Source organism: Streptomyces sp. NPDC008238 (assembly GCF_042956445.1).
Taxonomy (GTDB): Bacteria; Actinomycetota; Actinomycetes; order Streptomycetales; family Streptomycetaceae; genus Actinacidiphila.
Genome location: NZ_JBIBGK010000010.1, coordinates 148,943 through 172,821, shown reverse-complemented (window position 1 = coordinate 172,821; position 23,879 = coordinate 148,943). Strand labels below are relative to the sequence as shown.

The 23,879-nt window shown below is 72.3% G+C and carries 22 protein-coding genes and 1 tRNA gene; 11 read left to right on the top strand and 12 right to left on the bottom strand.

The annotated features are described in order from the left end of the window. The first annotated feature begins 73 nt into the window (after positions 1-73). The 5 genes from galT to ACFZAU_RS22100 all read left to right on the top strand — a co-directional run bounded on the left by galT (position 74) and on the right by ACFZAU_RS22100 (position 5,183). Positions 74-1,147 carry a galactose-1-phosphate uridylyltransferase gene (gene galT, locus ACFZAU_RS22120; protein ID WP_500553610.1) on the top strand — a complete coding sequence of 358 codons (1,074 nt, stop codon included), beginning with the start codon at positions 74-76 and terminating at the stop codon, positions 1,145-1,147. Next, positions 1,144-1,311: a hypothetical protein gene (locus ACFZAU_RS22115; protein WP_500553609.1), complete on the top strand. Its 168-nt coding sequence runs from the start codon at positions 1,144-1,146 to the stop codon at positions 1,309-1,311. The genes galT and ACFZAU_RS22115 overlap by 4 nt, the downstream gene beginning before the upstream one ends. Further along, positions 1,308-2,297 (top strand): UDP-glucose 4-epimerase GalE, encoded by a 990-nt coding sequence (galE, locus tag ACFZAU_RS22110; protein ID WP_500553608.1) that lies wholly within the window; start codon positions 1,308-1,310, stop codon positions 2,295-2,297. Before ACFZAU_RS22115 ends, galE begins: the two co-directional genes overlap by 4 nt. Beyond that, a complete protein-coding gene (gene galK, locus ACFZAU_RS22105; protein ID WP_500553607.1) occupies positions 2,294-3,439 on the top strand; it encodes a galactokinase in 1,146 nt (381 codons plus the stop codon). The genes galE and galK overlap by 4 nt, the downstream gene beginning before the upstream one ends. Before the next feature lie 928 nt (positions 3,440-4,367). Beyond that, entirely contained in the window at positions 4,368-5,183 is an 816-nt protein-coding gene (locus ACFZAU_RS22100; protein WP_500553606.1) for a LuxR C-terminal-related transcriptional regulator, read from the top strand. Positions 5,184-5,258: 75 nt separating this feature from the next. Here ACFZAU_RS22100 and ACFZAU_RS22095 read toward each other — a convergent pair whose 3' ends face one another. Together ACFZAU_RS22095 and ACFZAU_RS22090 are read right to left on the bottom strand one after the other, a co-directional pair. Continuing rightward, positions 5,259-6,722 carry an SH3 domain-containing protein gene (locus ACFZAU_RS22095; RefSeq protein ID WP_500553605.1) on the bottom strand — a complete coding sequence of 488 codons (1,464 nt, stop codon included), beginning with the start codon at positions 6,720-6,722 and terminating at the stop codon, positions 5,259-5,261. A gap of 243 nt (positions 6,723-6,965) precedes the next feature. Then, positions 6,966-7,463 carry a MarR family winged helix-turn-helix transcriptional regulator gene (locus ACFZAU_RS22090; RefSeq protein WP_499600166.1) on the bottom strand — a complete coding sequence of 166 codons (498 nt, stop codon included), beginning with the start codon at positions 7,461-7,463 and terminating at the stop codon, positions 6,966-6,968. 121 nt (positions 7,464-7,584) lie between these two features. Between ACFZAU_RS22090 and ACFZAU_RS22085 the strand changes: the two genes are divergently transcribed. Further along, on the top strand, positions 7,585-8,406 hold the full coding sequence (locus tag ACFZAU_RS22085; RefSeq protein WP_499600167.1) for a trans-aconitate 2-methyltransferase: 822 nt from the start codon (positions 7,585-7,587) through the stop codon (positions 8,404-8,406). Positions 8,407-8,411: 5 nt separating this feature from the next. Beyond that, a complete protein-coding gene (locus ACFZAU_RS22080) occupies positions 8,412-8,780 on the top strand; it encodes a VOC family protein (RefSeq protein WP_500553673.1) in 369 nt (122 codons plus the stop codon). Between the two features lie 65 nt (positions 8,781-8,845). Here the strand turns inward: ACFZAU_RS22080 and ACFZAU_RS22075 are convergent, their stop codons facing one another. From ACFZAU_RS22075 to ACFZAU_RS22045, 7 genes are all read right to left on the bottom strand, one after another. Beyond that, positions 8,846-9,571, bottom strand: coding sequence for a hypothetical protein (locus ACFZAU_RS22075; RefSeq protein ID WP_500553604.1), 726 nt, complete (start codon positions 9,569-9,571; stop codon positions 8,846-8,848). A 155-nt stretch (positions 9,572-9,726) separates the two neighbouring features. Next, positions 9,727-10,221, bottom strand: a complete 495-nt coding sequence (locus ACFZAU_RS22070) for a hypothetical protein (RefSeq protein WP_499600168.1) — start codon at positions 10,219-10,221, stop codon at positions 9,727-9,729. 48 nt (positions 10,222-10,269) lie between these two features. Next, complete coding sequence (gene pth, locus ACFZAU_RS22065) at positions 10,270-10,857, bottom strand: aminoacyl-tRNA hydrolase (RefSeq protein ID WP_500553603.1); 588 nt, start codon at positions 10,855-10,857, stop codon at positions 10,270-10,272. A gap of 81 nt (positions 10,858-10,938) precedes the next feature. Then, positions 10,939-11,547 carry a 50S ribosomal protein L25/general stress protein Ctc gene (locus tag ACFZAU_RS22060; RefSeq protein WP_499600170.1) on the bottom strand — a complete coding sequence of 203 codons (609 nt, stop codon included), beginning with the start codon at positions 11,545-11,547 and terminating at the stop codon, positions 10,939-10,941. Between the two features lie 198 nt (positions 11,548-11,745). Next, positions 11,746-12,723 (bottom strand): ribose-phosphate diphosphokinase, encoded by a 978-nt coding sequence (locus ACFZAU_RS22055; RefSeq protein ID WP_499600171.1) that lies wholly within the window; start codon positions 12,721-12,723, stop codon positions 11,746-11,748. 152 nt (positions 12,724-12,875) lie between these two features. Continuing rightward, complete coding sequence (glmU, locus tag ACFZAU_RS22050; RefSeq protein WP_500553602.1) at positions 12,876-14,315, bottom strand: bifunctional UDP-N-acetylglucosamine diphosphorylase/glucosamine-1-phosphate N-acetyltransferase GlmU; 1,440 nt, start codon at positions 14,313-14,315, stop codon at positions 12,876-12,878. 107 nt (positions 14,316-14,422) lie between these two features. After that, positions 14,423-14,493: transfer RNA gene (locus tag ACFZAU_RS22045), tRNA-Gln, on the bottom strand. 247 nt (positions 14,494-14,740) lie between these two features. Between ACFZAU_RS22045 and ACFZAU_RS22040 the strand changes: the two genes are divergently transcribed. Next, positions 14,741-15,730, top strand: coding sequence for an acyl-CoA desaturase (locus tag ACFZAU_RS22040; protein WP_499600173.1), 990 nt, complete (start codon positions 14,741-14,743; stop codon positions 15,728-15,730). Between the two features lie 76 nt (positions 15,731-15,806). Further along, entirely contained in the window at positions 15,807-16,409 is a 603-nt protein-coding gene (locus ACFZAU_RS22035) for a TetR family transcriptional regulator (protein WP_499600288.1), read from the top strand. Positions 16,410-16,499: 90 nt separating this feature from the next. Here the strand turns inward: ACFZAU_RS22035 and ppc are convergent, their stop codons facing one another. After that, on the bottom strand, positions 16,500-19,229 hold the full coding sequence (ppc, locus tag ACFZAU_RS22030) for a phosphoenolpyruvate carboxylase (RefSeq protein ID WP_500553601.1): 2,730 nt from the start codon (positions 19,227-19,229) through the stop codon (positions 16,500-16,502). A 139-nt stretch (positions 19,230-19,368) separates the two neighbouring features. Between ppc and ACFZAU_RS22025 the strand changes: the two genes are divergently transcribed. Beyond that, a complete protein-coding gene (locus ACFZAU_RS22025) occupies positions 19,369-20,724 on the top strand; it encodes a sensor histidine kinase (protein WP_500553600.1) in 1,356 nt (451 codons plus the stop codon). Between the two features lie 687 nt (positions 20,725-21,411). Here ACFZAU_RS22025 and ACFZAU_RS22020 read toward each other — a convergent pair. Together ACFZAU_RS22020 and ACFZAU_RS22015 are read right to left on the bottom strand one after the other, a co-directional pair. Then, on the bottom strand, positions 21,412-21,891 hold the full coding sequence (locus ACFZAU_RS22020; protein ID WP_500553599.1) for an SUKH-3 domain-containing protein: 480 nt from the start codon (positions 21,889-21,891) through the stop codon (positions 21,412-21,414). Then, positions 21,888-22,382: a YwqJ-related putative deaminase gene (locus ACFZAU_RS22015; RefSeq protein ID WP_499600177.1), complete on the bottom strand. Its 495-nt coding sequence runs from the start codon at positions 22,380-22,382 to the stop codon at positions 21,888-21,890. The genes ACFZAU_RS22020 and ACFZAU_RS22015 overlap by 4 nt, the downstream gene beginning before the upstream one ends. Positions 22,383-22,886: 504 nt before the next feature. Here ACFZAU_RS22015 and ACFZAU_RS22010 point away from each other — a divergent pair. Beyond that, positions 22,887-23,873: an HNH endonuclease gene (locus ACFZAU_RS22010; protein ID WP_500461935.1), complete on the top strand. Its 987-nt coding sequence runs from the start codon at positions 22,887-22,889 to the stop codon at positions 23,871-23,873. The last annotated feature ends 6 nt before the right edge of the window (positions 23,874-23,879 follow it).

The following is a 23,879-nucleotide window of genomic DNA, read 5'->3' as shown; positions in this document are numbered from 1 at the left end:
GTTGACGTTGCTGTTGCGTTGTGGTTCATTGTGTTTAGTTCTGTTTGTTGGCGTGGCGTGAGGAGCCCGCAGGGTGAAGAAGACATCGACCCGGCTCGCCGACGGGCGCGAGCTGATCTACTACGACCTGCGCGACGGCGAGCCCCGCGACGCCGTCGACCGCCGCCCGCTGGACCCGGTGACCAGCGCCTCGGAGATCCGCCACGACCCGCTGCTCGGTGACTTCGTCGCCATCGCCTCCCACCGCCAGACCCGCACCTACCACCCGCCCGCCGACGAGTGCCCGCTCTGCCCGTCCCGGGAGGGGCGGTTGAGTGAGATCCCAGAAGACCACTACGACGTGGCCGTGTTCGAGAACCGCTTTCCCTCACTCACCGGAAAACATGGCCGCTGCGAGGTCGTGTGCTTCACCGACCGGCACGACAGGTCGTTCGCCGACCTGACGCCCGAGCAGGCGCGCCTGGTGCTCGACGCCTGGACCGACCGCACCGCCGAACTCTCCCGGCTGCCCGGCGTCGAGCAGGTCTACTGCTTCGAGAACCGCGGCGAGGAGATCGGCGTCACCCTCGGTCACCCGCACGGCCAGATCTACGGCTACCCGCACGCCACCCCGCGCACCGAGCTCATGCTGGGTTCGCTGGAGCGGCACCACGAGGCCACCGGCGGCCGCAACCTCTTCGACGACCTCGTCGCGCGCGAGCGCGAGGACGGCAGCCGCATCGTCCTCGAGGGCGAGCACTGGACGGCGTTCGTGCCGTACTCCGCGCACTGGCCGTACGAGGTGCACCTCTACCCCCGCCGCAGGGTGCCGGACCTGACCGGCCTGGACGAGGCGGCCCGCGCCGAGTTCCCGGGGATCTACCTCGAACTGCTGCGCCGCTTCGACCGGATCTTCGGCCCCGAGGGCCCGTACCGGCCCGAGGCCCCGGCGGAGCCGCCCACCCCGTACATCTCCGGCTGGCACCAGGCGCCGTTCGGCAGCGAGTGGCGCGAGGAGTTCGCCCTCCACCTGGAGCTGTTCACGATCCGCCGCACCAAGGGAAAGCTCAAGTACCTGGCGGGCTCGGAGTCCGGCATGAGCGTCTTCATCAACGACGTGCCGCCGGAGGCCGCCGCGAGCCGCCTCAGGGAGGTCGCCACCCCGTGAGCCCCGCCCCCGCCCCCGGCACCCCCGTCACCGGCACCCCCGCCATCGGCATCCCGGTGAGCGTCACCCCCGTGGCCGCCGCCGTGCCGTACTCCCGGCACGTGTTCATCCGGCGCCACTACCGTGGCCCCGAGTCGAACCCGAGAAAGGCAGTGACCCCGTGAGCGACCCTCGCACGAAGAAGGTTCTGGTCACCGGAGGCGCCGGCTACGTCGGCAGCGTCGTGGCGGCCCATCTGCTGGAGGCGGGGCACCGGGTCACCGTCCTGGACGACCTGTCCACCGGCTTCCGGGACGGCGTCCCCGAGGGCGCCGACTTCGTCGAGGGACGCGTCCAGGACGCGGCGAAGGTGCTCGACCCCACCTACGACGCCGTACTGCACTTCGCCGCCAGCTCCCAGGTCGGCGAGTCCGTCGTCCACCCCGAGAAGTACTGGCGCAACAACGTCGTCGGCACGCTGGACCTGCTCACCGCCATGCGGGACGCCGGAGTGCGGCGCCTGGTCTTCTCCTCCACGGCGGCCACCTACGGCGAGCCGAAGTCCGTCCCGATCACCGAGGACGACCCGACCCTGCCGACCAGCCCCTACGGCGCGTCCAAGCTCGCCGTCGACCACATGATCACCAGTGAGGCCGTCGCCCATGGCCTGGCCGCGGTCTCCCTGCGCTACTTCAACGTCGCCGGCGCCTACGGGGCGTTCGGCGAGCGGCACGCCCCCGAGTCGCACCTCATCCCGCTCGTGCTGCAGGTCGCCCAGGGCCGCCGGGAGGCCATCTCGGTCTTCGGCGACGACTACCCCACCCCCGACGGCACGTGCGTCCGCGACTACATCCACGTCGCCGACCTGGCCGAGGCGCACCTGCTGGCCGTCGACGCGCCGGCCGCCGGCGAGCACCTGATCTGCAACCTCGGCAACGGCAACGGCTTCTCGGTGCGCGAGGTCGTCGAGACCGTCCGCCGGGTCACCGGACACCCCGTCCCCGAGGTCGTCGCCGCGCGCCGCGGCGGCGACCCGGCCGTCCTGGTCGCGTCCGCCGAGCGGGCCAAGGAGCGCCTGGGCTGGCGCCCCTCGCGCACCGACCTGGACGGGATCGTCCGCGACGCCTGGACCTTCGCGCAGGACCTGCAGAACCGGGAGGGCGGCAAGTGAGCGAGGACGGCTTCCGCGCCACGTACGGCACCGGCCCCGAGGGCGTCTGGGCCGCCCCCGGCCGGGTGAACCTGATCGGCGAGCACACCGACTACAACGACGGCTTCGTGATGCCGTTCGCGCTGCCGCACGCCACCGTCGCCGCGGTCGCCCGCCGCGCCGACGGACGGCTGCGGCTGCACAGCGGCTCGCCGGACGTCCCCGCCGGCGTCGTCGAACTCCACGTCGACGAACTCGAACCCGGCGGCGGTGCCGGCTGGGCCGACTACCCCGCGGGCGTCATCTGGGCGCTGCGCGACGCCGGGCACGAGATCACCGGCGCCGACGTCCACTTCGAGAGCACCGTCCCCACCGGCGCCGGGCTGTCCTCCTCGGCCGCCCTGGAGGTCGTCACGGCCGTCGCCCTGAACGACCTCTACGGCCTCGGCCTGGAGCGCTGGCGGATCGCCCGGCTCTGCCAGCGCGCCGAGAACGTCTACGTGGGCGCCCCCACCGGGATCATGGACCAGACCGCCTCGGCGTGCTGCACCGAGGGGCACGCCCTGTGGCTCGACACCCGCGACCTGTCGCAGCGCCAGATCCCCTTCGACATGGCCGCCCAGGGCCTGCGGCTGCTCGTCGTCGACACCCGGGTCACCCACGCCCACAGCGAGGGCGAGTACGGCAAGCGGCGCGAGGGCTGCGAGGAGGCGGCGGCGCTGCTCGGCGTGGAGGCCCTGCGGGACATCCCGTACGAGGGGCTCGACGAGGCGCTCGCCCGCCTCGAGGACCCCGCCCTGCGGCCACTCGTACGGCACGTGGTCACCGAGGACCGCAGGGTCGAGCGGGTCGTGGGACTGCTGGAGGCCGGCGACGCCCGCGCCATCGGGCCGGTGCTGACCGAGGGCCACGCCTCGCTGCGCGACGACTTCAAGGTCTCCTGCCCGGAACTGGACCTGGTGGTGTCGGCCGGCGTGGAGGCGGGCGCCCTCGGCGCGCGCATGACCGGCGGCGGCTTCGGCGGTTCGGCGATCGTGCTGGTGGAGGAGTCCGCCGCGGAGAAGACCGCCGAGGCGATCGCCGGCGCCTTCGCCACCGCCGGCCACCGTGAACCGCGCGTCTTCAACGCGGTGCCGTCCGCGGGGGCCCGCCGGCTGGTGTAGGCGCGCTACCGGGCCGACAGGGTGCGGTGCGGTGCGGCTGCCGGTTCTTCGGCTGCCGCGCCGTCTCGCGCCCTTCGTGCGCAAAGATGCTGGCTGCGGGTGGGAGGGTGGCGGTCCGGGGCCGGTCGGCGGTCTGCGGCCCGGTGGTCGGCGGGGGTTCAGGCGCCGGAGCGGGGCCGGTTGTTCGTCTGGCTCGGGTCTCGTTGCCGTCCGCGGGTGCAGATGGCCGGTGACCACGCCCACTGTTGGTGGGTGGCGCGCCCGCCGTAACCGGCGTCTGCGGGTGCTTCCCCGATCCGAGATCGGGCTCTGTTTCGACGTCCATACCGTCGAAAGCGGGCCCGATCTCCTCCCGACCCCCGGTAGCACCCCGAAATATCCGCAGTCGCGGGTTACGGCGGGCGCGCCCACCCCCGGCAGTAGGCGTGGAAGCGGCCATCTATACCCGCGGACGGCAACGAGACCGACACCGCCGGAGAGGCAACCCGCTCCGGCGCCTGAACCCGCACCCCCCACCCACCCGCACACTGCACACAAGGGACGCCCCCACCCTCCCCTCCGCAGCCCGCCGCAGTGCGCCCGCAGGGCGCGAGACGAACCCGCACCCACCCATCCACCCGCCGTGCGCGGCGCCGGGCCGAAGCCCTGAGCGCCGCTATTCGTCCACCGCTGTGGAAAACCGCACCACGGGCCACACCAGGCGGGTCCCGGCGGAAGTCCGTCCCGCAAGTTTTTCCATTCGGGCGCCTTTGTCTGCTCCTGCCCCTACGCTTTTTGGCAGCGCCGGTGGGGGCCGGCGGCATCAGGGGGCGAGACACAAGGGTTCGGCACCTGGTTGGGGACGGCTGCTAGCCCGGCGGCGTGCGGCGTCCGCTCCAGGTGCCGGCCCTCCGTGCACATCGACCTCGTCCGTGGGGGGAAGTGCCGAATGCCGGGAGTGGGGCCCGTGGGACGAATCCGCGTTCTCGTCGTCGACGACCACCGCATCTTCGCCGAGTCGCTCGCGGCCGCTCTCGCGGCCGAACCCGACGTCGACGTCTCGGCGGCCGGGAGCGGCGCGGCCGCCCAGCGCTGCCTGGAACGCGCGGCCTCCGACGGCCGCCGCTACGACGTGCTGCTGGTCGACGCCGACCTCGGGGCGACGTCCGCCGCCGGGGTCCGGGTGCTGGGCGCGCCCAAGGCCGCCCCGCAGGCCGGGGCCGACAGCGGCGGGCAGGCCGGGCTCGACGGCATCGCCCTGGTGGAACGCGTACGGTCCGAGCATCCCGCCACCCGGACGGTCGTGCTGGCCGAGCGGGACGACGCGCGCCGCGCCGCCCGGGCCCTGCAGGCCGGGGCCTCCGGCTGGGTCGCCAAGGACTGCTCGCTGTCCCGGCTGCTGGCCGTGATGCGCGGCGTCCTGCGCGACGAGACGCATCTCCCGCCCGCGCTGCTCACCGGTGTGCTGCGGGAACTGACCGCCGCCCGCCGGCACCGGACGGAGAGCGAGCGCCTGGTGGAGTCACTCACCCCGCGCGAGCAGGAGGTGCTGCGCTGCATGGTGGCCGGTCTCGGCCGCAAGGCGGTCGCCGAACGGCTGTACCTGTCGCCGCACACCGTCCGCACCCACATGCAGAACGTGCTCGGCAAGCTGGGAGTGCACTCGACGCTGGCCGCCGTGGCGCTGGCCCGGCGGGCCGGGGTACCCCCGGTCGACGGCGACGGTGGCCGGGTCGGTTCAGCGGCCCCCGTCCAGCACGCCTGACGCCATCGCGCACGGCGGATCGCCCTCCCCGTTGCCGGGGAGAGCGACCCGCCGGGTCACCGCGGATACCCGCGGTCATTCACCGCCGACGCCGGTTGCCGGCGCCGGGCGGTCACCGCCGACGCCGGTGGTCGGCGCCGAGCGGCTGGTGTCACGGTCGTTGGAACGGTCACGGTGCTGACCGTTCTCCTGACCGCGGTCATTGAGGCCGTCGAACGGGTCGCGGCCGCCGTCACCACGCTGGCTGTCACCGGCCTCGTCGAACGGGTCGCGGTTGTTGTCGCCGCGGTTGCCGCCGTTGCCGCCGTTGCCGCCATGGCCGCCGTTGCCGCCGCGGCCGTTGTCGCCCCGGTTGTCACCGCGGCCGTTGCCGCCGTGGCCGCCGTTGCCACCACGGCCGTTGTCACGGCAGTTGAAGCCGCCGTTGAAGCCGGGGACGCCCACACCCACCAGGCCGGGACTGCCGATGAAGCCGGGGCCGCCGATCCCGCCGACGCCACCGACACCGCCGACGAAGCCGGGGCCGCCCACGCCGCCGATCCCACCGACACCACCGGGGCCGCCGACGAAGCCGGGGCCACCCACGCCACCGACACCGCCCACGCCACCGATCCCGCCGACCCCACCGGGGCCGCCGACGAAGCCGGGGCCGGCGATCCCGCCGACACCCCCCACGCCACCGACACCGCCCACGCCACCGATCCCACCGACGCCACCGCGGCCGCCGCCCGGGCCGTCGCTGCGCTGGGCGAGGGCGACGCTGTCCAGGGGCTCCTCGGTACGGCTGTCCTCGCGGAACGGGTCCTCCACGCCGTTGAAGCGCTGGTCGCCGCGGTTGTGCTGGCGGCCACCGTGCCCGTTGTTGCGGCAGTTGACGCCGCCGATCCCGCCGATGACGCCGGGGACGGCGATCCCGCCGACGCCACCGATGCCGCCGACACCGCCGACGCCACCGATGCCGCCGACGCCACCGATGCCGCCGACGCCACCGACACCGCCGACGCCACCGACACCGCCGAAGCCGGGACCGCCGACCCCGCCCACGCCGCCGACTCCGCCGGCACCCGGGGGGCACCAGGCCGGCGCCGGGCCGACGTTGGCGACGAAGCGCGCCGAGGACCAGGCCCAGTAGTTGCCGCTGAGCTGGTACCAGCGCGAGTTGCCGGCGATGGGGCTGCCCACGGACTTGCAGACGATGGCCACCAGGGCGTTGAAGGGGATGACGCCGACGCTGGAGAACTGGACGCCCGGTCCGCTGCGGACGCGCAGACCCGTACGGGCGACGACGCGGCCCTGGAACAGGGCCGCGTTGGGGGAGCGTGCGGACTTCACCGCCACTTCACGGGACAGGTCCCGGAGACGCTCCGAAGGGGAAACGAGTTCACTTTGGCCGTCCGGTCCAGGAGCGGCAGGCACCCCTGCGGCAGGCCGGCCGTCGGTGGCGAAGGCGGTGCCCATGGTGCCGATGGCGAGGGTGCCGGCCAAGGCGCCGGTCACCGCGGTTGCGGCTATCTTGCTTGCGCGGGTGTGCAGAGTCATCTGCATCTCCAAGGTGGAGCGGGACCCGGCGGGGTCCAGGGAAAATGGAAGCCGGACGCGCCCCGACCGCCTTCCACTTGACGTTGTCGGAATGTGGTGCGCCGGCAGCCGCAAAAGTGGCCATTTGAGCCTTTAAGCGGCGTTCACGGACATCACGCTAAGTGCGCCACTATGTGTGCGCAACCGGTGGCGGAGCGTGGTCGTTTGTGATCATTCCCTGGCGGTTGTGCCGGGCAATCGGCGTCAACCGGGGATGTTGTCGAAGGGTGCGGTCAACTGTCGGAGCAGGTTCGCGAGTTCCCCGCGCTGGCGGTCGGAGAGCTCTCCGAGGATGGCCCTCTCCTGGGCCAGCAGGCCCGCCAGGGCCTGGTCCGCCCGGTCCCGCCCCTCCGGGGTGAGCCGTACGAGGACGCCGCGCCGGTCCGAGGGGTCGGGCAGCCGCTCGACGAGCCCCTTCTTGGTGAGCCGGTCGATCCGGTTGGTCATCGTCCCGGAGGTGACGAGCGTCTGGGTCAGCAGTTGCCCGGGGGAGAGCTGGTAGGGCGCCCCCGCGCGGCGCAGGGAGGTGAGCACGTCGAACTCCCAGGGCTCGAGTCCGTGCTCGGAGAACGCCAGCCGGCGGGCCCGGTCCAGGTGCCTGGCGAGCCTGCTGACCCGGCTGAGCACCTCGAGCGGTTCGACGTCGAGGTCAGGGCGCTCCCTGCGCCACGCAGCGACCAGCCGATCGACCTCGTCCTCCATGGAGATCAGTGTAGTGGTTGTGTCGACATGAAGTCTCTTGACATCAAGAGATTAGCTCTGGAACCTTGTGGGCAATGTCGGCGGCAGGAAGAGATCCATCTCTCGCCAGGGAGTTCGAAACATGCCCGCAGCAGCCTGGGATCCCCAGCAGTATCTCCGCCATTCCACCCACCGCACCCGCCCCTTCCACGACCTGCTGGCCCGGATACCCGAGCTGCCCGGTGCCAGCCCGCGGATCGCCGACGTGGGCTGCGGCCCCGGCAACGTGACCGCGCTGCTCGCGCAGCGCTGGCCCGGCGCCCGGATCACCGGCTTCGACAGCTCCGCCGAGATGCTGGAGGCCGCCCGGGCCTATGAGGGACCCACCCCCGGGGGCGGCAGCCTCACCTTCCGCGCCGCCGACGCCGCCCACTGGGTGCCCGACGGCACCTACGACCTGATCGTCTCCAACGCCGCCCTGCAGTGGGTCGAGGGCCACGCCGACCGCTTCCCGCTCTGGGTCGAGCACCTCGCCCCCGGCGGCGTCCTCGCCTTCCAGGTCCCCGGCAACTTCACCTCGCCCAGCCACGCCCTGCTCGGCGACCTCTGCGACTCCCCGGCCTGGCGGGACCGCCTCGGCGACGGACACGGCCGCCGCTACGTCCACATCCTCCAGCCCCCCGGCTACCTGGAGCGGCTCATCGAGATCCCCGAGGTCGAGGTGGACGTCGACGTCTGGGAGACCACCTACGTGCAGCTCCTGCAGGGCGAGGACGCGGTGCTCGAATGGACCAAGGGGACGGCGCTGCGCCCGGTGCTGACCGCGCTGGAGGACGACCCCGAGGCCGCCAGGGAGTTCCTCGGCCAGTACCGCGACCTGCTGCGCAAGGCGTACCCGGCCGGGCCGCACGGCACTGTCTTCCCCTTCCGGCGGATCTTCGCCGTGGCGAGGAAAGCGGGGTGACCCCGGTGATCACCGGCCTCGACCACGTCCAGCTCGCCGCCCCGCCGGGCTCCGAGGAGATCCTGCGCGCCTTCTACTCGGGCGTCCTGGGGATGAGCGAGGTCCCCAAGCCGCCGGTGCTCGCCGCCCGGGGCGGCTGCTGGTTCGCCGCCGGCCAGGTCGAGCTGCACATCGGCGTCGAGGAGGACTTCCGCCCCGCCCGCAAGGCCCATCCGGGCTTACGGGTCAGCGGCATCGAGGCCTTCGCGGAACGGCTGGAGTCCCGCGGCACCGCGGTCGTCTGGGACGGTGACCTCCCGGGCCACCGCCGCTTCCACACCGCCGACCCGTTCGGCAACCGTCTGGAGTTCCTGGAATCCGTGGACGCCGCGTGACACCCCGGCGGCGCCGGCCCCCTTCTTGCGGGGGGCCGGCGCCGCCGGTCGGTGCCGGCCCCCGGTCAGTGCTGTCCGGCGCCCTTGCGGCGGCGCGTCACCAGCACGGCACCTGCGCCCACCAGCAGCAGCGCGCCCAGGGCGATGCCGCCGACCTGCGCGCCGGTCTCGGCGAGCCCGCCGCTGTCCGAGCCGGAGGAGCCGCCGGAGCCCGTGGCGGACGGGGCCGCGGTCGCGGAGGCCGAGCCGCCCGGCTGCTCACCGCTCCCGGGGGTGGAGGCGGAGGCGGACGGTGACGCGGAGCCGGAGGGGGACTGCGAGGCGGACGGGGAACCGGAGCCGGGCGTCTGCGTCCCCGTGCCGCCGTTCCCGCCGCCGCTGTCCGCGCAGTCGACCCAGAAGACCTTGTGCTTGGCCCGGCCGTGCTCCTCGTCGAAGTTCCAGAAGAGCTTGTAGTGGCCGTCCGGGAGCGCGAGGTCCTCCGTGCGCTCGTGGCCGGAACCGTCGAGCGTCAGCGAGCCGGACTTCACCGTCTCGCCCTTTTCGCCGTCGGTCGGGGACCACCGTTCGATGTGCCAGTCGGCCTTCTGGGCACCGTCGAAGCGGAAGCCGTCGAGGTAGAAGGTGCAGACGTGCGGCTCGTTCCTGTGGAGCTCCTCGCCGGTCTTCGCGTCGTGGATCTTCACATTGCCGTTGTCGCCGGGGGCGTTGTGCGCGAGGGCGGCGGGGGCGAACAGCACGGACGCTGCCAGGGCCACCGTCGCCGCGCACGCCGGAATGTTGGCGCGCATGGGCATACCACCTGAGGGTGTGAAAGACGGAATGCGGGGGGAGGTGGCCAGATTCCACCGGTGCTTCACCCGGCGTCAAGCAAACTCCGGCCCCGTTGGTCCCGCGACATCACGAATGCCCCATAGATCCGGGGTAACGATCGAGCCACGCACCTTCAAAGGGTGAGGAAGGCCGCCCCCAGGAGTGCGGCGCCGGCTGCGGCGGCGGTCCAGGCGGTGCGCGGCCAGCGCAGGCCCCCGGCGAGGACCAGGGCGGAGAGGAGGAGGGCGCCGCCCAGCGGGACCCAGGCGTGCAGCACGCCGGCGAGCCCGCTGCGCACCACGTCGTCGGTGCCGGGCTTCACCGCGACCGGAATCCGCTCACCGGTACGGCGGGTGACCGCCTTGTCGATCGTCACCTTGCCGCGGACGGAGCCGAGGCCGGTGGGCACGAAGGGCCCGGTGCAGGTGTCGGCGCCGCAGCGGGAGACCGTCATCGTGCCCTGCTCGCGGCCCTTGGTGAGCATGACGTGCTGGGCCGTCTTCCACGAGGTCCACACCCCTGCCGCCAGCATGAACAGGACCAGTGCGCTCAGCAGGACGATGCGGCCGACCAGCACCAGCCCCCAGGCGCTCTCGGCGGTGCGGCGGGTGAGACTCCGTTTGACCATGCGGGCGATCCTTGGCCATGGCGTGGCACTCGGTCAACCTTTCGATGGTCAACCGTTGTAGGTGCCCTGCGCCCTCTCCAGCCCGTCACAGATGAGGGACTCGACCGCGTCGGCCGCCCGGTCCACGAACCACTCGAGCTCCTTGCGCTCGGCCGAGGAGAAGTCCTTGAGGACGAAGTCCGCGACCTGCATCCGCCCCGGCGGGCGGCCGATGCCGCAGCGGACGCGCAGGTAGTCCGGGCCGAGGGACTTGGTGATCGACTTCAGGCCGTTGTGGCCGTTGTCGCCGCCGCCCTGCTTCAGGCGCAGGGTGGCGTAGTCGATGTCCAACTCGTCGTGCACCGCGACGAGGTTGCCGAGCGGCACCTTGTAGAAGTCGCGCAGCGCCGTCACCGGGCCGCCGGAGAGGTTCATGTACGTCATCGGCTTCGCCAGCACGACACGGCGCCCGGCGACACGCCCCTCGACGACCTGGGACCGGCTCTTGTGGGTCTTGAAGCGCCCGCCGATCCGCTCGGCGAGCAGGTCCGCGACCATGAAGCCGATGTTGTGCCGGTTGCCGGCGTACTCCGGACCGGGGTTGCCGAGGCCGGCCACCAGCCAGGGCCCCTCGGGGGCGCTTTCCGCTGCGCTCATGCTCATGACGTCCATTCAACAGGACCGCCGCCCCGCTCCTGACGGAGCGGGGCGGCGGACGGGAAGAGCGTGCTGCCGTGACTACTCGGCAGCGGCCTCGGCGCCCTCGCCCTCGGCCGCCTCGCCCTCGCCCTCGGCGGGAGCCTCGGCCTGGGCGGCGACGACCTGGAGCACGACGGCGTCCTCGTCGACGGCCAGCGTGGTGCCCTTGGGCAGGACGATGTCCTTGGCGAGCACGGAGGCGCCGGCCTCCAGGCCCTCGACGGAGACGGTGACGCCCTCGGGGATGTGGGTCGCCTCGGCCTCGACCGGCAGCGCGTTGAGCACGTGCTCCAGCAGGTTGCCGCCCGGGGCGAGCTCGCCCTCGGTGACGACCGGGACCTCTACGGTGATCTTCTCGCCGCGCTTGACCGAGAGCAGGTCGACGTGCTCCAGGAAGCCCTTCAGCGGGTCGCGCTGCACGGCCTTGGGGATGACCAGCTCGGTGCCGTCACCGTCGATGGCCAGGCTGATCAGCACGTTGGGGGTGCGCAGCGCGAGCAGCAGGTCGTGACCCGGCAGGGTGACGTGCTTGGGGTCCTGGCCGTGGCCGTAGATGACGCCGGGGACCAGGTGGGCGCGGCGGACGCGACGGGCGGCGCCCTTGCCGAACTCGGTGCGCAGCTGCGCGGTGATCTTGACCTCGGACATGGGGATCACACTCCTCGTGGAGAGACGACGGGACTTCTGTCGGTCGCCCAGCCCACGACGGGCCGTTCCACTTACGAGGAGCGCGTCGATAACGGAGTGGCCCGCGTGAACGCGGACGGCCTCCCTCGCCGAGCAACTCGCAGAGTCTACCCGGCGGGGAGGCCGCCCCGGAAATCGATCAGTGCGCGGAGCGCGTGATCAGTGCGCGTCCTCGAAGAGGCTCGTCACGGAGCCGTCCTCGAAGACCTCGCGGACCGCGTTGGCGAGCGTCGGCGCGATGGAGAGCACCGTGATCTTGTCGAGGTCCAGCTCACCCGGCGTCGGCAGGGTGTCGGTGAACACGAACTCGCTCACCTGGGAGTTCTTCAGCCGGTCCGCGGCCGGGCCGGACAGGACGCCGTGGGTGGCGGTCACGATGACGTCCTCGGCGCCGTTGGCGAACAGGGCGTCCGCCGCGGCGCAGATGGTGCCACCGGTGTCGATCATGTCGTCCACCAGGACGCAGATGCGGCCGCGCACGTCACCGACGACCTCGTGAACGGTGACCTGGTTGGCGACGTCCGGGTCGCGGCGCTTGTGGACGATGGCCAGCGGCGCGCCCAGGCGGTCGCACCAGCGGTCGGCCACGCGGACCCGGCCGGCGTCAGGGGAGACGACGGTCAGCTTCGAGCGGTCGACCTTGGCGCCCACGTAGTCCGCCAGCAGCGGCAGCGCGAACAGGTGGTCCACCGGGCCGTCGAAGAAGCCCTGGATCTGGTCGGTGTGCAGGTCGACCGTGAGGATGCGGTCGGCGCCCGCGGTCTTCAGCAGGTCCGCGACGAGGCGGGCCGAGATCGGCTCGCGGCCGCGGTGCTTCTTGTCCTGGCGGGCGTACCCGTAGAACGGCACGACCACGGTGATGCGCTTGGCGGAAGCCCGCTTCAGCGCGTCGATCATGATCAGCTGCTCCATGATCCACTTGTTGATGGGAGCGGTGTGGCTCTGGATGACGAATGCGTCCGAGCCGCGCGCCGACTCCTCGAAACGGACGTAGATCTCACCGTTCGCGAAGTCGAAGGCCTTCGTCGGCACAAGGTTGACGCCCAGCTCACGTGCCACCTCCTCCGCGAGCTCGGGGTGTGCGCGGCCGGAGAAGAGCATCAGCTTCTTCTCACCGGTCGTCTTGATCCCGGTCACTGCACCGTCTCCTTGGTGTTCAACGCAGCTTCGCCTTCGGTCAGGGGAGCTGGCGGAATTGTGTGCACCTCACACGGTACGCGTTGCCCGGCGCGACCGCGCACGTGGGGAAGGCCACTGCATCCGCGGCTCCCCCGGCGGCGTCCCGCCGGTCAGGCCTCCGGGGCGGTCTGCTGGGCCTGTTCGGCGGCGTGGGCCGCGGCGCTGCCGGGACGCTTCCTGGCCACCCAGCCTTCGATGTTGCGCTGCTGGCCGCGGGCGACGGCGAGCGAACCGGCCGGTACGTCCTTGGTGATCACGGAGCCCGCGGCGGTGTAGGCGCCGTCCCCGACTGTGACGGGCGCCACGAACATGTTGTCCGAGCCGGTGCGGCAGTGGGAGCCGATCGTGGTGTGGTGCTTGGCCTGCCCGTCGTAGTTGACGAAGACGCTGGCGGCGCCGATGTTCGTGTACTCGCCGATCGTCGCGTCGCCGACGTACGACAGGTGCGGCACCTTGGTGCCCTCGCCGACGGTGGCGTTCTTCATCTCGACGTAGGTGCCCGCCTTCGACTTCGGGCCGAGCCGGGTGCCCGGACGCAGGTAGGCGTACGGGCCCACCGTGGCCGCCTCGCCGATCTCCGCGCCCTGCGCCACGGTGTTGCTCACCGTGGCCCCGGCACCGACCAGGGTGTCGGTCAGCGTGCAGTTGGGGCCGACCTCGGCGCCCGAGGCGAGCCGGGTCGCGCCGTACAGCTGGGTGTTCGGCAGCACGAGGGTGTCGGGCTCGAACTCGACCGTGACGTCCAGCCAGGTCGACGTCGGGTCCATGATCGTCGCGCCCTCCAGCATCGCCCGGTGCAGCAGCCGGTCGTTGAGGATGCGGCGGGCCTCGGCGAGCTGCACGCGGTTGTTGATGCCGGCGATCTCGCGGTGGTCCTCGGCGACCGAGGCGCCGACGCGGTGGCCGGCCTCGCGCAGGATGCCGAGGGTGTCGGTGAGGTACTCCTCGCCCTGGGCGTTGTCGGTGGTCACCTTGGCCAGCGCCTCGGCCAGCAACCGGGCGTCGAAGGCGAACACCCCGGAGTTGATCTCGCGCAGCGCCCGCTGCTCGTCGGTGGCGTCCTTCTGCTCGACGATCGCGAGCACCGAGCCGTCGGCGCCGCGCACGATGCGGCCGTAGCCGGTGGGGTCGGGCACCTCGGCGGTCAGCACGGTGACGGCGTTGCCGTCGGCGGCGTGCGCCGCGACCAGCGCGCGCAGGGTGTCCGGGGTGAGCAGCGGGGTGTCGCCGGCGGTGATCACCACCGTGCCGGTCAGCTCCGGGAGTTCCGCGAGGCCGGCCCGGACCGCGTGGCCGGTGCCGTTCTGCTCGTACTGGACGGCGGTGCGCACCGCGGCGTCGGTCCCGGCCAGGTGGGCGGTCACCTGCTCACGGGCGTGACCGACGACGACCAGCAGGTGCTCCGGCTCCAGGGCGCGGGCCGCGGCCACGACGTGCCCGACCAGGGACCGGCCACTGATGGCGTGCAGGACTTTGGGGGTTGCCGACTTCATGCGGGTGCCCTCACCCGCGGCGAGAACGATGACGGCAGCCGGGCGGTGGGCGCTCACGGAACGGGCTCCTCGGCGTGGGGTGAAGGTCACCCGAAGGATACCGGGGCGTTTCGGGCGGTGAACGCGGAAGGGTCGCGACGGTTGCCGCGACCCTGCGTTCCGCGCTCCGCTGCCAGGATTCGAACCCGGACTTAAGGGACCAAAACCCTCAGTGCTGCCGTTACACCACAGCGGATGGAAACACCGGCCGAACAGGACATCCCGTCAGGGTGCCCGGCGGGCCCCCACCACTATGCCGCACCGACCGCCTCCAATGCGACGAGAAAGATCGGTACTTCCCCTCCCCGTGGAGTGGGTACATGTGCCAAGAGCCGTATTCCGGCCGACACGCGTGCTCTGTTCGGCCTTCACTCGGCGCTGCCATACTTACGAAGCCGTAAGTTACGGTGGCGTAGCCCCCCGACCTTCATTGAGGGACCACCATGACCACACAGACCGACGTGATCACCGAGTCCCCGGAACCCGGGGCCGGCGACGGGGACCGGACGCCCCGTGCCACCCTCGGTGCTGACAGGAAGCAGTCGCTCGAGCAGATCACCCTCGGACTCTTCATCGGCATCCCCTTCCTCGCCCTCGTCGCGGCGATCCCGTTCGCGTGGGGATGGGGCCTGAGCTGGCTCGACCTCGGCCTGATGGTGGGGATGTACTTCCTCGGCTGTCACGGCATCACCATCGGCTTCCACCGCCACTTCACCCACGGCTCGTTCAAGGCCAAGCGCCCGCTGAAGATCGCCCTGGCCGTCGCCGGGTCGATGGCCGTCGAGGGACCGGTCGTGCGCTGGGTCGCCGACCACCGCAAGCACCACAAGTTCTCCGACGCCGACGGCGACCCGCACAGCCCCTGGCGGTACGGCGAGAGCGTCCCCGCCCTGCTCAAGGGCCTGTGGTGGGCCCACATGGGGTGGCTGTTCGACGAGGAGCAGACCCCCCAGCACAAGTACGCCCCCGACCTGATCAAGGACCCCGCGATCCGCCGGATCAGCCGTGACTTCTGGCTGTGGACGACGGTCTCCCTGCTGCTCCCGCCGCTGGTCGGCGGCCTGGCGACGATGTCCTGGACCGGCGCCGCCACCGCGTTCTTCTGGGGCTCCCTGGTCCGCGTGGCCCTGCTGCACCACGTCACCTGGTCGATCAACTCGATCTGCCACGCGATCGGCAAGCGCCCCTTCCGCTCCCGCGACAAGTCCGGCAACGTCTGGTGGCTGGCCGTGCTGTCCTGCGGCGAGTCCTGGCACAACCTGCACCACGCCGACCCCACCTCCGCCCGGCACGGCGTCCTGCGCGGCCAGATCGACTCCAGCGCCCGCATCATCCGCTGGTTCGAACTCCTGGGCTGGGCCAGTGACGTACGGTGGCCGACCGCTGACCGGATCGCGGCCCGCCGTAAGGAGAGCGTCAGCGAAGCGGCATGATTGACGGGTGAGCGACGGCAGAAGCAGCAGCAGGGGCAGCGAGGGTACGACGTCGCGGCGCACCCGGCGGGTCCGCATGACGGGCAAGGAGCGCCGCGAGCAGCTCCTCGACGTGGGGCGCACGCTCTTCGCCGAACGCGGTTTCGAGGGCACCTCCGTCGAGGAGATCGCGCACAAGGCGGGCGTGTCCAAGCCCGTGGTGTACGAGCACTTCGGCGGCAAGGAAGGGCTCTACGCCGTCGTCGTGGACCGCGAGATGCGCCAGCTGCTGGACATGGTCACCGGTGCCCTCACCGGTGGCCACCCCCGCGAACTGCTGGAACAGGCGGCCTTCGCACTGCTGGACTACATCGAGCAGTACACCGACGGCTTCCGGATCCTCGTCCGGGACTCGCCCGTCGCCCAGTCGACCGGCACCTTCGCCTCGCTGATCAGCGACATCGCCACCCAGGTGGAGGACATCCTGGGCATGGAGTTCAAGCAGCGCGGCTTCGACGCCAAGCTCGCCCCGCTCTACGCGCAGGCGCTGGTCGGGATGGTCGCGCTCACCGGGCAGTGGTGGCTGGACGCCCAGAAGCCCAAGAAGGCGGAGGTCGCCGCCCACCTGGTGAACCTCTCCTGGAACGGGCTGTCCGGGCTGGAGCCCAGGCCCCGGCTGATCGGCCACCGCAAGAACTGACACCGGCCACCCGCTCCGCGCACACATGACGAGGGCGGTGCACCCCGCTTCCGGGGTGCACCGCCCTCGTCATGTCGTGCGACGGGCGCGTCAGCCGGTGTTGCGCAGGCCGGCCGCCACACCGTTGACCGTCAGCAGCAACGCGCGGGCGAGCAGCGGGTCGGGCTCCTCCCCGCGGGCCGCGGCCTCGCGCTGCCGGTGCAGCAGCGCCACCTGCAGGTACGAGATCGGGTCCAGGTAGGCGTCCCGGATCCGGAAGGTCTGCTGGAGCACCGGCTGCGCGTCCAGCAGCCCCGCCTCACCGGTGATCCGCAGCACCTCGGCGACCGTCAGCTCGTGCTCGGTCTTGATGAGGTCGAAGACGTGCTTGAGCTCGTCGGGCACCAGGGTGCCGACGTAGTGCCCGGCGATCCGCAGGTCCGTCTTGGCCAGCGTCATCTCGACGTTGGACAGGAAGTTGCGGAAGAAGTGCCACTGCTCGTACGCCTCGGCGATGTCCGCCTCCCGGCCCGCCTCCCGGGCCGCCTTCAGGCCGGAGCCCACACCGAACCAGCCGGGCACGATCTGCCGCGACTGCGTCCAGCCGAACACCCACGGGATGGCCCGCAGCCCGTCCAGGCCCGCCCCGCTGTCCGGGCGGCGCGAGGGGCGCGAGCCCAGGTGCAGCTCGGCCAGCTGGTCCACCGGCGTGGAGGCGAAGAAGTACGCCGGCAGGTCCGGGTCCTCCACCAGCCGCCGGTACGCGGAGTGCGCGGCCTCGGACACCACGTCCATGGCCGCGTCCCAGCGGGACAGCGCCTCCTCCGACTGGCGGGGCGCGGTGTGCAGGGCCGAGGCCTGCAGCGTGGCCGCGACCGTCAGCTCCAGGTTCTCCCTCGCCAGGGACGGGATCAGGTACTTGTCGGAGATGACCTCGCCCTGCTCGGTCACCTTGATCTCGCCCTCCAGCGTGCCCCACGGCTGCGCCAGGATCGCGTCGTGCGTCGGGCCGCCGCCCCGGCCGACGGTGCCGCCGCGGCCGTGGAAGAGCCGCAGCCGCACCCCGTGACGGTGGGCCACGTCGCGCAGGCTCCGCTGCGCCCGGTGGATCTCCCACTGCGAGGTGGTGATGCCGCCGAACTTGGAGCTGTCGCTGTAGCCGAGCATGACCTCCTGCACGTCCCCGCGGAGCGAGACGAGCTTGCGGTAGGAGGGGTCGGAGAGCATCTCGTCGAGCAGCTTGTCGGCGACCCTCAGCTCGTCGGTGGTCTCCAGCAGCGGCACGATGCCGATCCTGGCGATCCCCGCGTGCAGGTCGACCAGCCCGGCCTCACGGGCCAGCACCGCCGCGGCGAAGACGTCGTCGGAGCCCAGGCACATCGAGATGATGTACGACTCGACGACCTCCGGCCCGAACCGCTCGAACGCCTCCCGCACCGTGTGGAAGACGCCCAGCGTCTTCGCCCCGGCCTCGTCCAGCGGCGCCGGGGACGGCGCCAGCGGACGCCGCGAGCGCAGCTCCTTGGCGAGCAGCCTGCGCCGGTAGTCCCGCGGCATGTCCGCGTACCGCCAGGACTCCTCGCCCAGCCGGTCGAAGAGCTGGCCGAGCGCGTGGTGGTGGGCGTCGGCGTGCTCGCGGACGTCCATCGTGGCGAGCTGCAGGCCGAAGGCGGCCAGTGTGCGGATGGTGCGGTCCAGCCGGCCGTCGGCGATCAGCTCGCCGCGGTTGGCGCGCAGCGAGTCCTGCAGCAGACGCAGGTCGGCCAGGAGGCCCCCGGTGCCCAGGTAGTCCCGGCCGGGCGCGTGCGGCGTGCCGCCAGCCAGCCGGTCCCGGGTGTTGAGCAGCTTCTGCCGGATGCAGGTGGCCTTGAGGCGGTACGGCTCCTCCGCGTTCAGCCGCTTGTAGCGGGGGCTGATCTCCGGGAGGCGCTTCAGGTCCTGCTCCAGGTCGGCCAGCAGCTCGGGCGAGGCACCTGAGTTGCGGATCGAGTTGGACAACGCCGCGCGCAGGTCGTCGACCAGCTCCAGGGCGTCGGTGATGCCGTGCTCGTGCTGCAGGATCAGGACGTCCCACGTGACCTGCGGGGTCACGTTGGGGTTGCCGTCCCGGTCACCGCCGATCCAGGTGCCGAAGGTCAGCGGCCGGGTCTCCGCGGGCAGCGGCACACCGACCCGCTCCAGCTCGACCGCCAGGTCCTCCAGCACGTCGCCGACCGCGCCGGCGTGCAGCTCGTCCAGGTAGTAGATGGCGTTGCGCGCCTCGTCGGCCGGCTCGGGGCGCACGACCCGCAGCTCGTCGGTCTGCCAGAGCAGGTCGATGTTCTCCGCCAGCCGCAGGTCGCTGCGGCGGCGGTCGCCGCCCGCCGTACCGGACTCGTCCAGCAGGGCGGCGATCACCCGCAGCTTGTTCAGCACGCTGCGGCGGGCCGCCTCGGTCGGGTGGGCGGTGAAGACCGGACGCACGTTCAGGTTGCGCACGGTCTGGCGCAGGTGCTCCGGGTCGGCGTCCTTGAGCAGGTCGGCCGTACGGGCCAGCAGCCCGCCGTCGGCCGCCCGGCGGGACCGCAGCTCACGGCCGCGGTGCACCTGCTCGGTGACGTTCGCGAGGTGGAAGTAGGTGGAGAACGCCCGTACCAGCTTGGCCGCGGTCTCCAGATCGGTCTCGCCGAGGAGGGCGGCGGCGGCCTCGCCGTCGCTGCGGGTCAGCGCCCGCACCCTCTCGACCAGGTCGAGGAGCTCCGGGCCCTCCTGCCGGACGAGCGTCCCGCCGAGGAGATCTCCCAGGCGGCGGATGTCCGCGCGGAGGGGGGCGCTGCCGGTGGTGTTGTCGGCGCTGCTCACAGGTGCGGCTCCTAGTGCAGTGGAATGGTCGGCGGCATTGTCCGGACCGCGCTGTCCGACGGCACAAGGATAGGTCGGGGCCGCCTCCCCGTACGGGGCTGACCGCCAGGCGGACACCGTCGCGTCTAGGCTGGTCCGTATGAGTACGACGGGGGAGTACGTACCGGACGGGGCCGGCGGACGAAGCCGGGGGGCCGCCGGGCCGTGGTGGTGGCCCAGGCGGCGCAGCATGGTGCTCGACGTCTCCCTGGCCTTCGTCTCGGCCGTGGAATGCCTCCTGGAGGGCGCGGCCTTCGCGGAGAAGACCGGGATCTCGCCGGTCGTCACGGGACTGTTCGGCCTGCTGGTCGGATCGGTGCTGGTGCTCCGCAGGCGCTGGCCGGTCCTGGTCGTCCTGGTCTCCATCGCCGTCACGCCCGCCCAGATGGGGATCCTGCTCAGCATCGTCGGCCTCTACACCCTGGCGGCCTCCGACGTGCCGCGGCGGATCATCGCGGTGCTGTCCGGGATGACCATGCTCGGCATGCTGATCGTCACCTTCCTGGAGATGCACGGTGACCTCGGCGCCGCCGCCTACCACGCCCCGCTGGCCGTGGTCGCCCTCACCTCCGTGCTCGCCGCCGTCGGCGTCACCGCCCCGCCGGTGCTGCTCGGCCTGTACGTCGGCGCCCGGCGCCGCCTCGTGGAGAGCCTGCGGGAGCGGGCGGACGGCCTGGAGCGGGAGCTCTCGCTGCTCGCCGAGACGGCCACGAGTTCCGCGGAGCGCGCCCGCATGGAGGAGCGCACCCGCATCGCGCGCGAGATGCACGACGTCGTCGCGCACCGGGTGAGCCTCATGGTCGTGCACGCGGCCGCGCTCCAGGCCATCGCCGTCAAGGACCCCGAGAAGGCCTCGGCCAGCGCCCAGCTCCTCGGGGACATGGGGCGCCAGGCGCTCAACGAACTGCGCGAGATGCTGGGCGTCCTGCGGACGGAGCCCACGACGGCGGCGCGGGTGGCCGCTTCGGCGGCGGCGTCCCTTTCCGCGGCGTCGGTGGTCCGTGTGGCCGCTGCGGAAACGATTGCGCCCGCGGCGCCGGTCGCGGCGGCCGAGGCGGGGGAGGACGAGCAGGGGCCGTGCCTGGCCGAGCTCAGGGGGCTGCTCGACGAGTCGCGGGCCGCCGGGATGGACGTCGAGCTCACCGTGGAGGGGGAGGAACGGCCGCTGGCGGCGCGGGTCGAGGCCACGGTCTACCGCGTCGTGCAGGAGGCGCTCACCAATGTGCACAAGCACGCGCCCGGTGCGCGGGCCCGCATCCGCCTCGCCTACCGCGAGGCCGAGGTCGCGGTCCTGGTGCAGAACGGGCCCTCCGGAGGGGCGCCCGCGCTGGTGCTTCCCAGCGGGGGCAACGGGCTGGTCGGCATGAAGGAGCGCGTCACCGCGCTGGGCGGGGGGTTCGCCGCCGGCACGACGCACGAGGGCGGGTTCCGCGTCTCCGCGATGCTTCCCGCGTGAGTGCCGCGCCGGGGGCGCATCGGGTGGGCGGCGGGTGGGGCCTGTTGTCGGGTGCGGGTTCGTCTCGCGCCCTTCGGGCGCACAGCGGCCGGCTGCGGCAGGGAGGGGGGGCCTGCCTTGTCCGCAGCGTGCGGGTGGGTGGGGGTGTGGGTTCAGGCGCCTGAGCGGGGTGCGTTTCCGGTGGCATCGGGTCTCGTTGCCGTCCGCGGGTATAGATGGCCGCTTCCACGCCACCCGTGGGTGGTGGGCGCGCCCGCCGTTACCTGCGTCTGCGGATATTTCGAGGTGCTGCCCGCGCGGTCGGCGGGAGATCGGGCCCGCTTTCAGCGGTATATCCGGCGGAACAGAGGCCGATCTTTGAGCGGACGGAGATCGGGCTCGCTTTCAGCGTCATAGACGTCGAAACAGAGCCCGATGTCGGATCGGGGAATTACCCGCAGGCGCCGGTTACGGCGGGCGCGCCACCCGCCAAGGGTGGGCGTGGTCACCGGCCATCTGTACCCGCGGACGGCGACGAGACCCGAGCCGGACGAACAACCAGCCCCGCTCCGGCGCCTGAACCCCAACCGAGCACCGGGCCGCACACTGCCGAAGAGAGCACCCCAGCCCTCCCATCCGCAGCCCGCATCTGTGCGCCCGCAGGGCGCGAGACGCCGGGGCGGCCGAAGACCGGCAGCACCCCGGCGGTCACGTCGTGAGGCGGTGGGGGCGCGCGCCCGTCGTGAGGGTGCCGAGGGCCACGTCGATGCTGGCGCCCAGGTAGTAGTCACCGGTGTGGTCGACGCAGTAGACGCGTCCCTCCGCGTCGATCGCGAGCTGCCCGTGCCCCGCGGACTCCTCCCCCAGGGGCGCGACCTCCGTCTCGAGCGCACTGCCCAGGTCGCCGAGCGTGCGCGCGAGGTGCAGCCCGTGGAGCGGGTCGATGTGGACCGCGCTGGGTGCGACGTGGCGGCCGGGGGAGCCCACGGCGGGCACGGTGAGACCGCCGAACTCGGCCCAGGCCTCGACGGCGGCGGGGAAGACGCTGTGCCGGTGGCCGCCGGGGGAGGCGTAGGCGCGGAGGGTGTCGGCCCAGACCTCGGCCTGGCGGATGTCCCAGCGGCCGGGCTGCCAGCCGGCGGAGCGCAGGGCCACGTCGACGCCGACGGGGAAGCGGGTCGAGTTCATTCGGCGCCGGCTCCCGGGTCGAAGGCGCGGACGCCGAAGTGTGCGAGCAGCGCCTGGCAGGAGCGGCAGGGCGGGACGTAGGCGCCGTGTGCGGGGTCGCCGTCCTCGCGTATGTGGCGGGCGGTGAGCTTGGCGCCCTTGAGGGCCTTGCGGGCCTCGCCGCTCGTGAGCGGCTTGCGCGCGGCGCGCTTGCTGCGGGCGCCGTCGACGGTGGTGAGGTGGCGGGAGAGCAGCACCGGCTCGGGACATCGCCCCGTGAAGCGCTCACGCTGCGCGACGGGGAGGGCGTCGAGGACGTCCTGGACGAGCGGGTGGAGCGGGGGCGGTTGGTCGGCCTTGACGCCGGTGCAGGTGAGGACCTCGTCCTTGACGGACAGCGCGGCGGCGACCGCGGGCAGGATCCCGTCGCGCCGGTGGCGCAGCACGGGTGGCGGCGGCGCTTCGTCGGCTCCCCAGTTGAGCCGCGGGTCCGCGGCGTCTCTCGTCAGCATCTTCGTACGGCCCTCCGATCCGTCCTCGCGGGGAGGACGTCCCCCTATGTGCGTAAGACTGCCAAACGGACAAGGCGTTACGGAAGTCGGTTGTGAGGTGAGAGGTTTATTTTGTGCCGGATGTCACGGCACTGTGGGGAGATGCGCAACGCAGTCCGATGTGTTACCCGCAGTACCGCTCCTTGCGTTGGCCAGTGGTTCTACGGATAGTAGCGCCGACCTGGAGGGAAAGGGCGCCAAGCCCCCTGAGAACGGCCGGGATTCGACCACCTTCCCTACGGAAGGGATGCGACGGACGTTCACCGGAACCAGCTTGCGGACGACGCCCACCACGTGTGAAAGGCGGTGCGGCGGGGGTCGCTGCGACGGGTCCGAAGCGCCCTTTCGGGCGGGCGCGCAACCCGCCCGGGCCGCCGCGCACCCGTGACCGGAACCAGCCGAAGCGCCTATTGCCACACCCCATAGGCTGTGCCCAACACCAGATCCAGCATGGGGGCATCGGCAATGACGACAGGTCGGCCCGGGCACCGGGTCGCGCCACCGAACGCGGCCTACGCCGGTCAGATCGTGCACTTCCCGGACCCGGTGCGGCGCGCCCGCCACCCGCAGGGCGTACGCGTGGACGAGCGCGGCTTCCCCGACTTCTCGCCGTACGCGCGCGCGGCGGCGGAGATCGCCGAGCCGCCGGACGGCTTCGGCATCGACGAACTCCGGCTCACCGACTACGTGTCGGCCAACGCCGCCGTGCACGCCACCGGTCACGAGCTGTGGGGCAGCCTGTCCTCCGTCGCCACGCCGCACGGGTGGACCTGGCACCACGTCGCCGGCAGCCGCCGTCTGGAACTGGTCCCCGCCGAGGTCAAGTCGCTGCTGCGGCACCACGGCGGCCTGGCCACCACCGCCTCCGCCGACCACGACAAGCGCGGCACCCGGCCGCTGCAGGAGACCCGGCCGGTCCACTTCGGCCTGCGCAAGGACGGGGTCGCCGTCACCGAACAGCAGGTGCGGGACGTCGAGGAGGAGCTCGGCTACCGGCTGCCCGGCGCCTACCGCACCTTCCTGAAGGCGGCGGGCGGCAGCGCGCCGCGCGGCGTCGCCCTGCTCCCCATGCTGGGACTCCTCGTCGACCAGCCCTTCTTCACCGTGCGGGACGAGGCGGCGGCCAACGACCTCGTCTACGTCAACAAGTGCCTGCGGGACCACCTCACCAAGGACTACCTGGCGATCTCCTACGTCCAGGGCGGTGTGCTCGCCGTGAAGTCGCGCGGTGCCGACCTCGGTTCGATGTGGCTGTGCCCGTACGACGACGTGCGGGACGCCGACGGCGCGTTCGGTTCCACCGAGGAGCGGACCGCCGGACTGCTGCTGCCCTGCGGCGAGGACTTCGACGCCTTCCTGGCCGCGCTCGCCGGTGACCCGCCGGAGCTGGAGACCGTGGCGAACCTGATGGTGGACGGCGGCTTCGCCCGCGCCGTCCCGGTGGAGGGGTGAGGCAGG

Coding starts and splice junctions, on each gene's coding strand:
- ACFZAU_RS22100 (WP_500553606.1), top strand. CDS start 4,368: ATGCCGGGAGTGGGGCCCGTGGGACGAATCCGCGTTCTCGTCGTCGAC.
- ACFZAU_RS22095 (WP_500553605.1), bottom strand. CDS start 6,722: ATGACTCTGCACACCCGCGCAAGCAAGATAGCCGCAACCGCGGTGACC.
- ACFZAU_RS22090 (WP_499600166.1), bottom strand. CDS start 7,463: ATGGAGGACGAGGTCGATCGGCTGGTCGCTGCGTGGCGCAGGGAGCGC.
- ACFZAU_RS22085 (WP_499600167.1), top strand. CDS start 7,585: ATGCCCGCAGCAGCCTGGGATCCCCAGCAGTATCTCCGCCATTCCACC.
- ACFZAU_RS22075 (WP_500553604.1), bottom strand. CDS start 9,571: ATGCGCGCCAACATTCCGGCGTGCGCGGCGACGGTGGCCCTGGCAGCG.
- ACFZAU_RS22070 (WP_499600168.1), bottom strand. CDS start 10,221: ATGGTCAAACGGAGTCTCACCCGCCGCACCGCCGAGAGCGCCTGGGGG.
- pth (WP_500553603.1), bottom strand. CDS start 10,857: ATGAGCGCAGCGGAAAGCGCCCCCGAGGGGCCCTGGCTGGTGGCCGGC.
- ACFZAU_RS22060 (WP_499600170.1), bottom strand. CDS start 11,547: ATGTCCGAGGTCAAGATCACCGCGCAGCTGCGCACCGAGTTCGGCAAG.
- ACFZAU_RS22040 (WP_499600173.1), top strand. CDS start 14,741: ATGACCACACAGACCGACGTGATCACCGAGTCCCCGGAACCCGGGGCC.
- ACFZAU_RS22035 (WP_499600288.1), top strand. CDS start 15,807: ATGACGGGCAAGGAGCGCCGCGAGCAGCTCCTCGACGTGGGGCGCACG.
- ACFZAU_RS22025 (WP_500553600.1), top strand. CDS start 19,369: ATGAGTACGACGGGGGAGTACGTACCGGACGGGGCCGGCGGACGAAGC.
- ACFZAU_RS22020 (WP_500553599.1), bottom strand. CDS start 21,891: ATGAACTCGACCCGCTTCCCCGTCGGCGTCGACGTGGCCCTGCGCTCC.
- ACFZAU_RS22015 (WP_499600177.1), bottom strand. CDS start 22,382: ATGCTGACGAGAGACGCCGCGGACCCGCGGCTCAACTGGGGAGCCGAC.
- ACFZAU_RS22010 (WP_500461935.1), top strand. CDS start 22,887: ATGACGACAGGTCGGCCCGGGCACCGGGTCGCGCCACCGAACGCGGCC.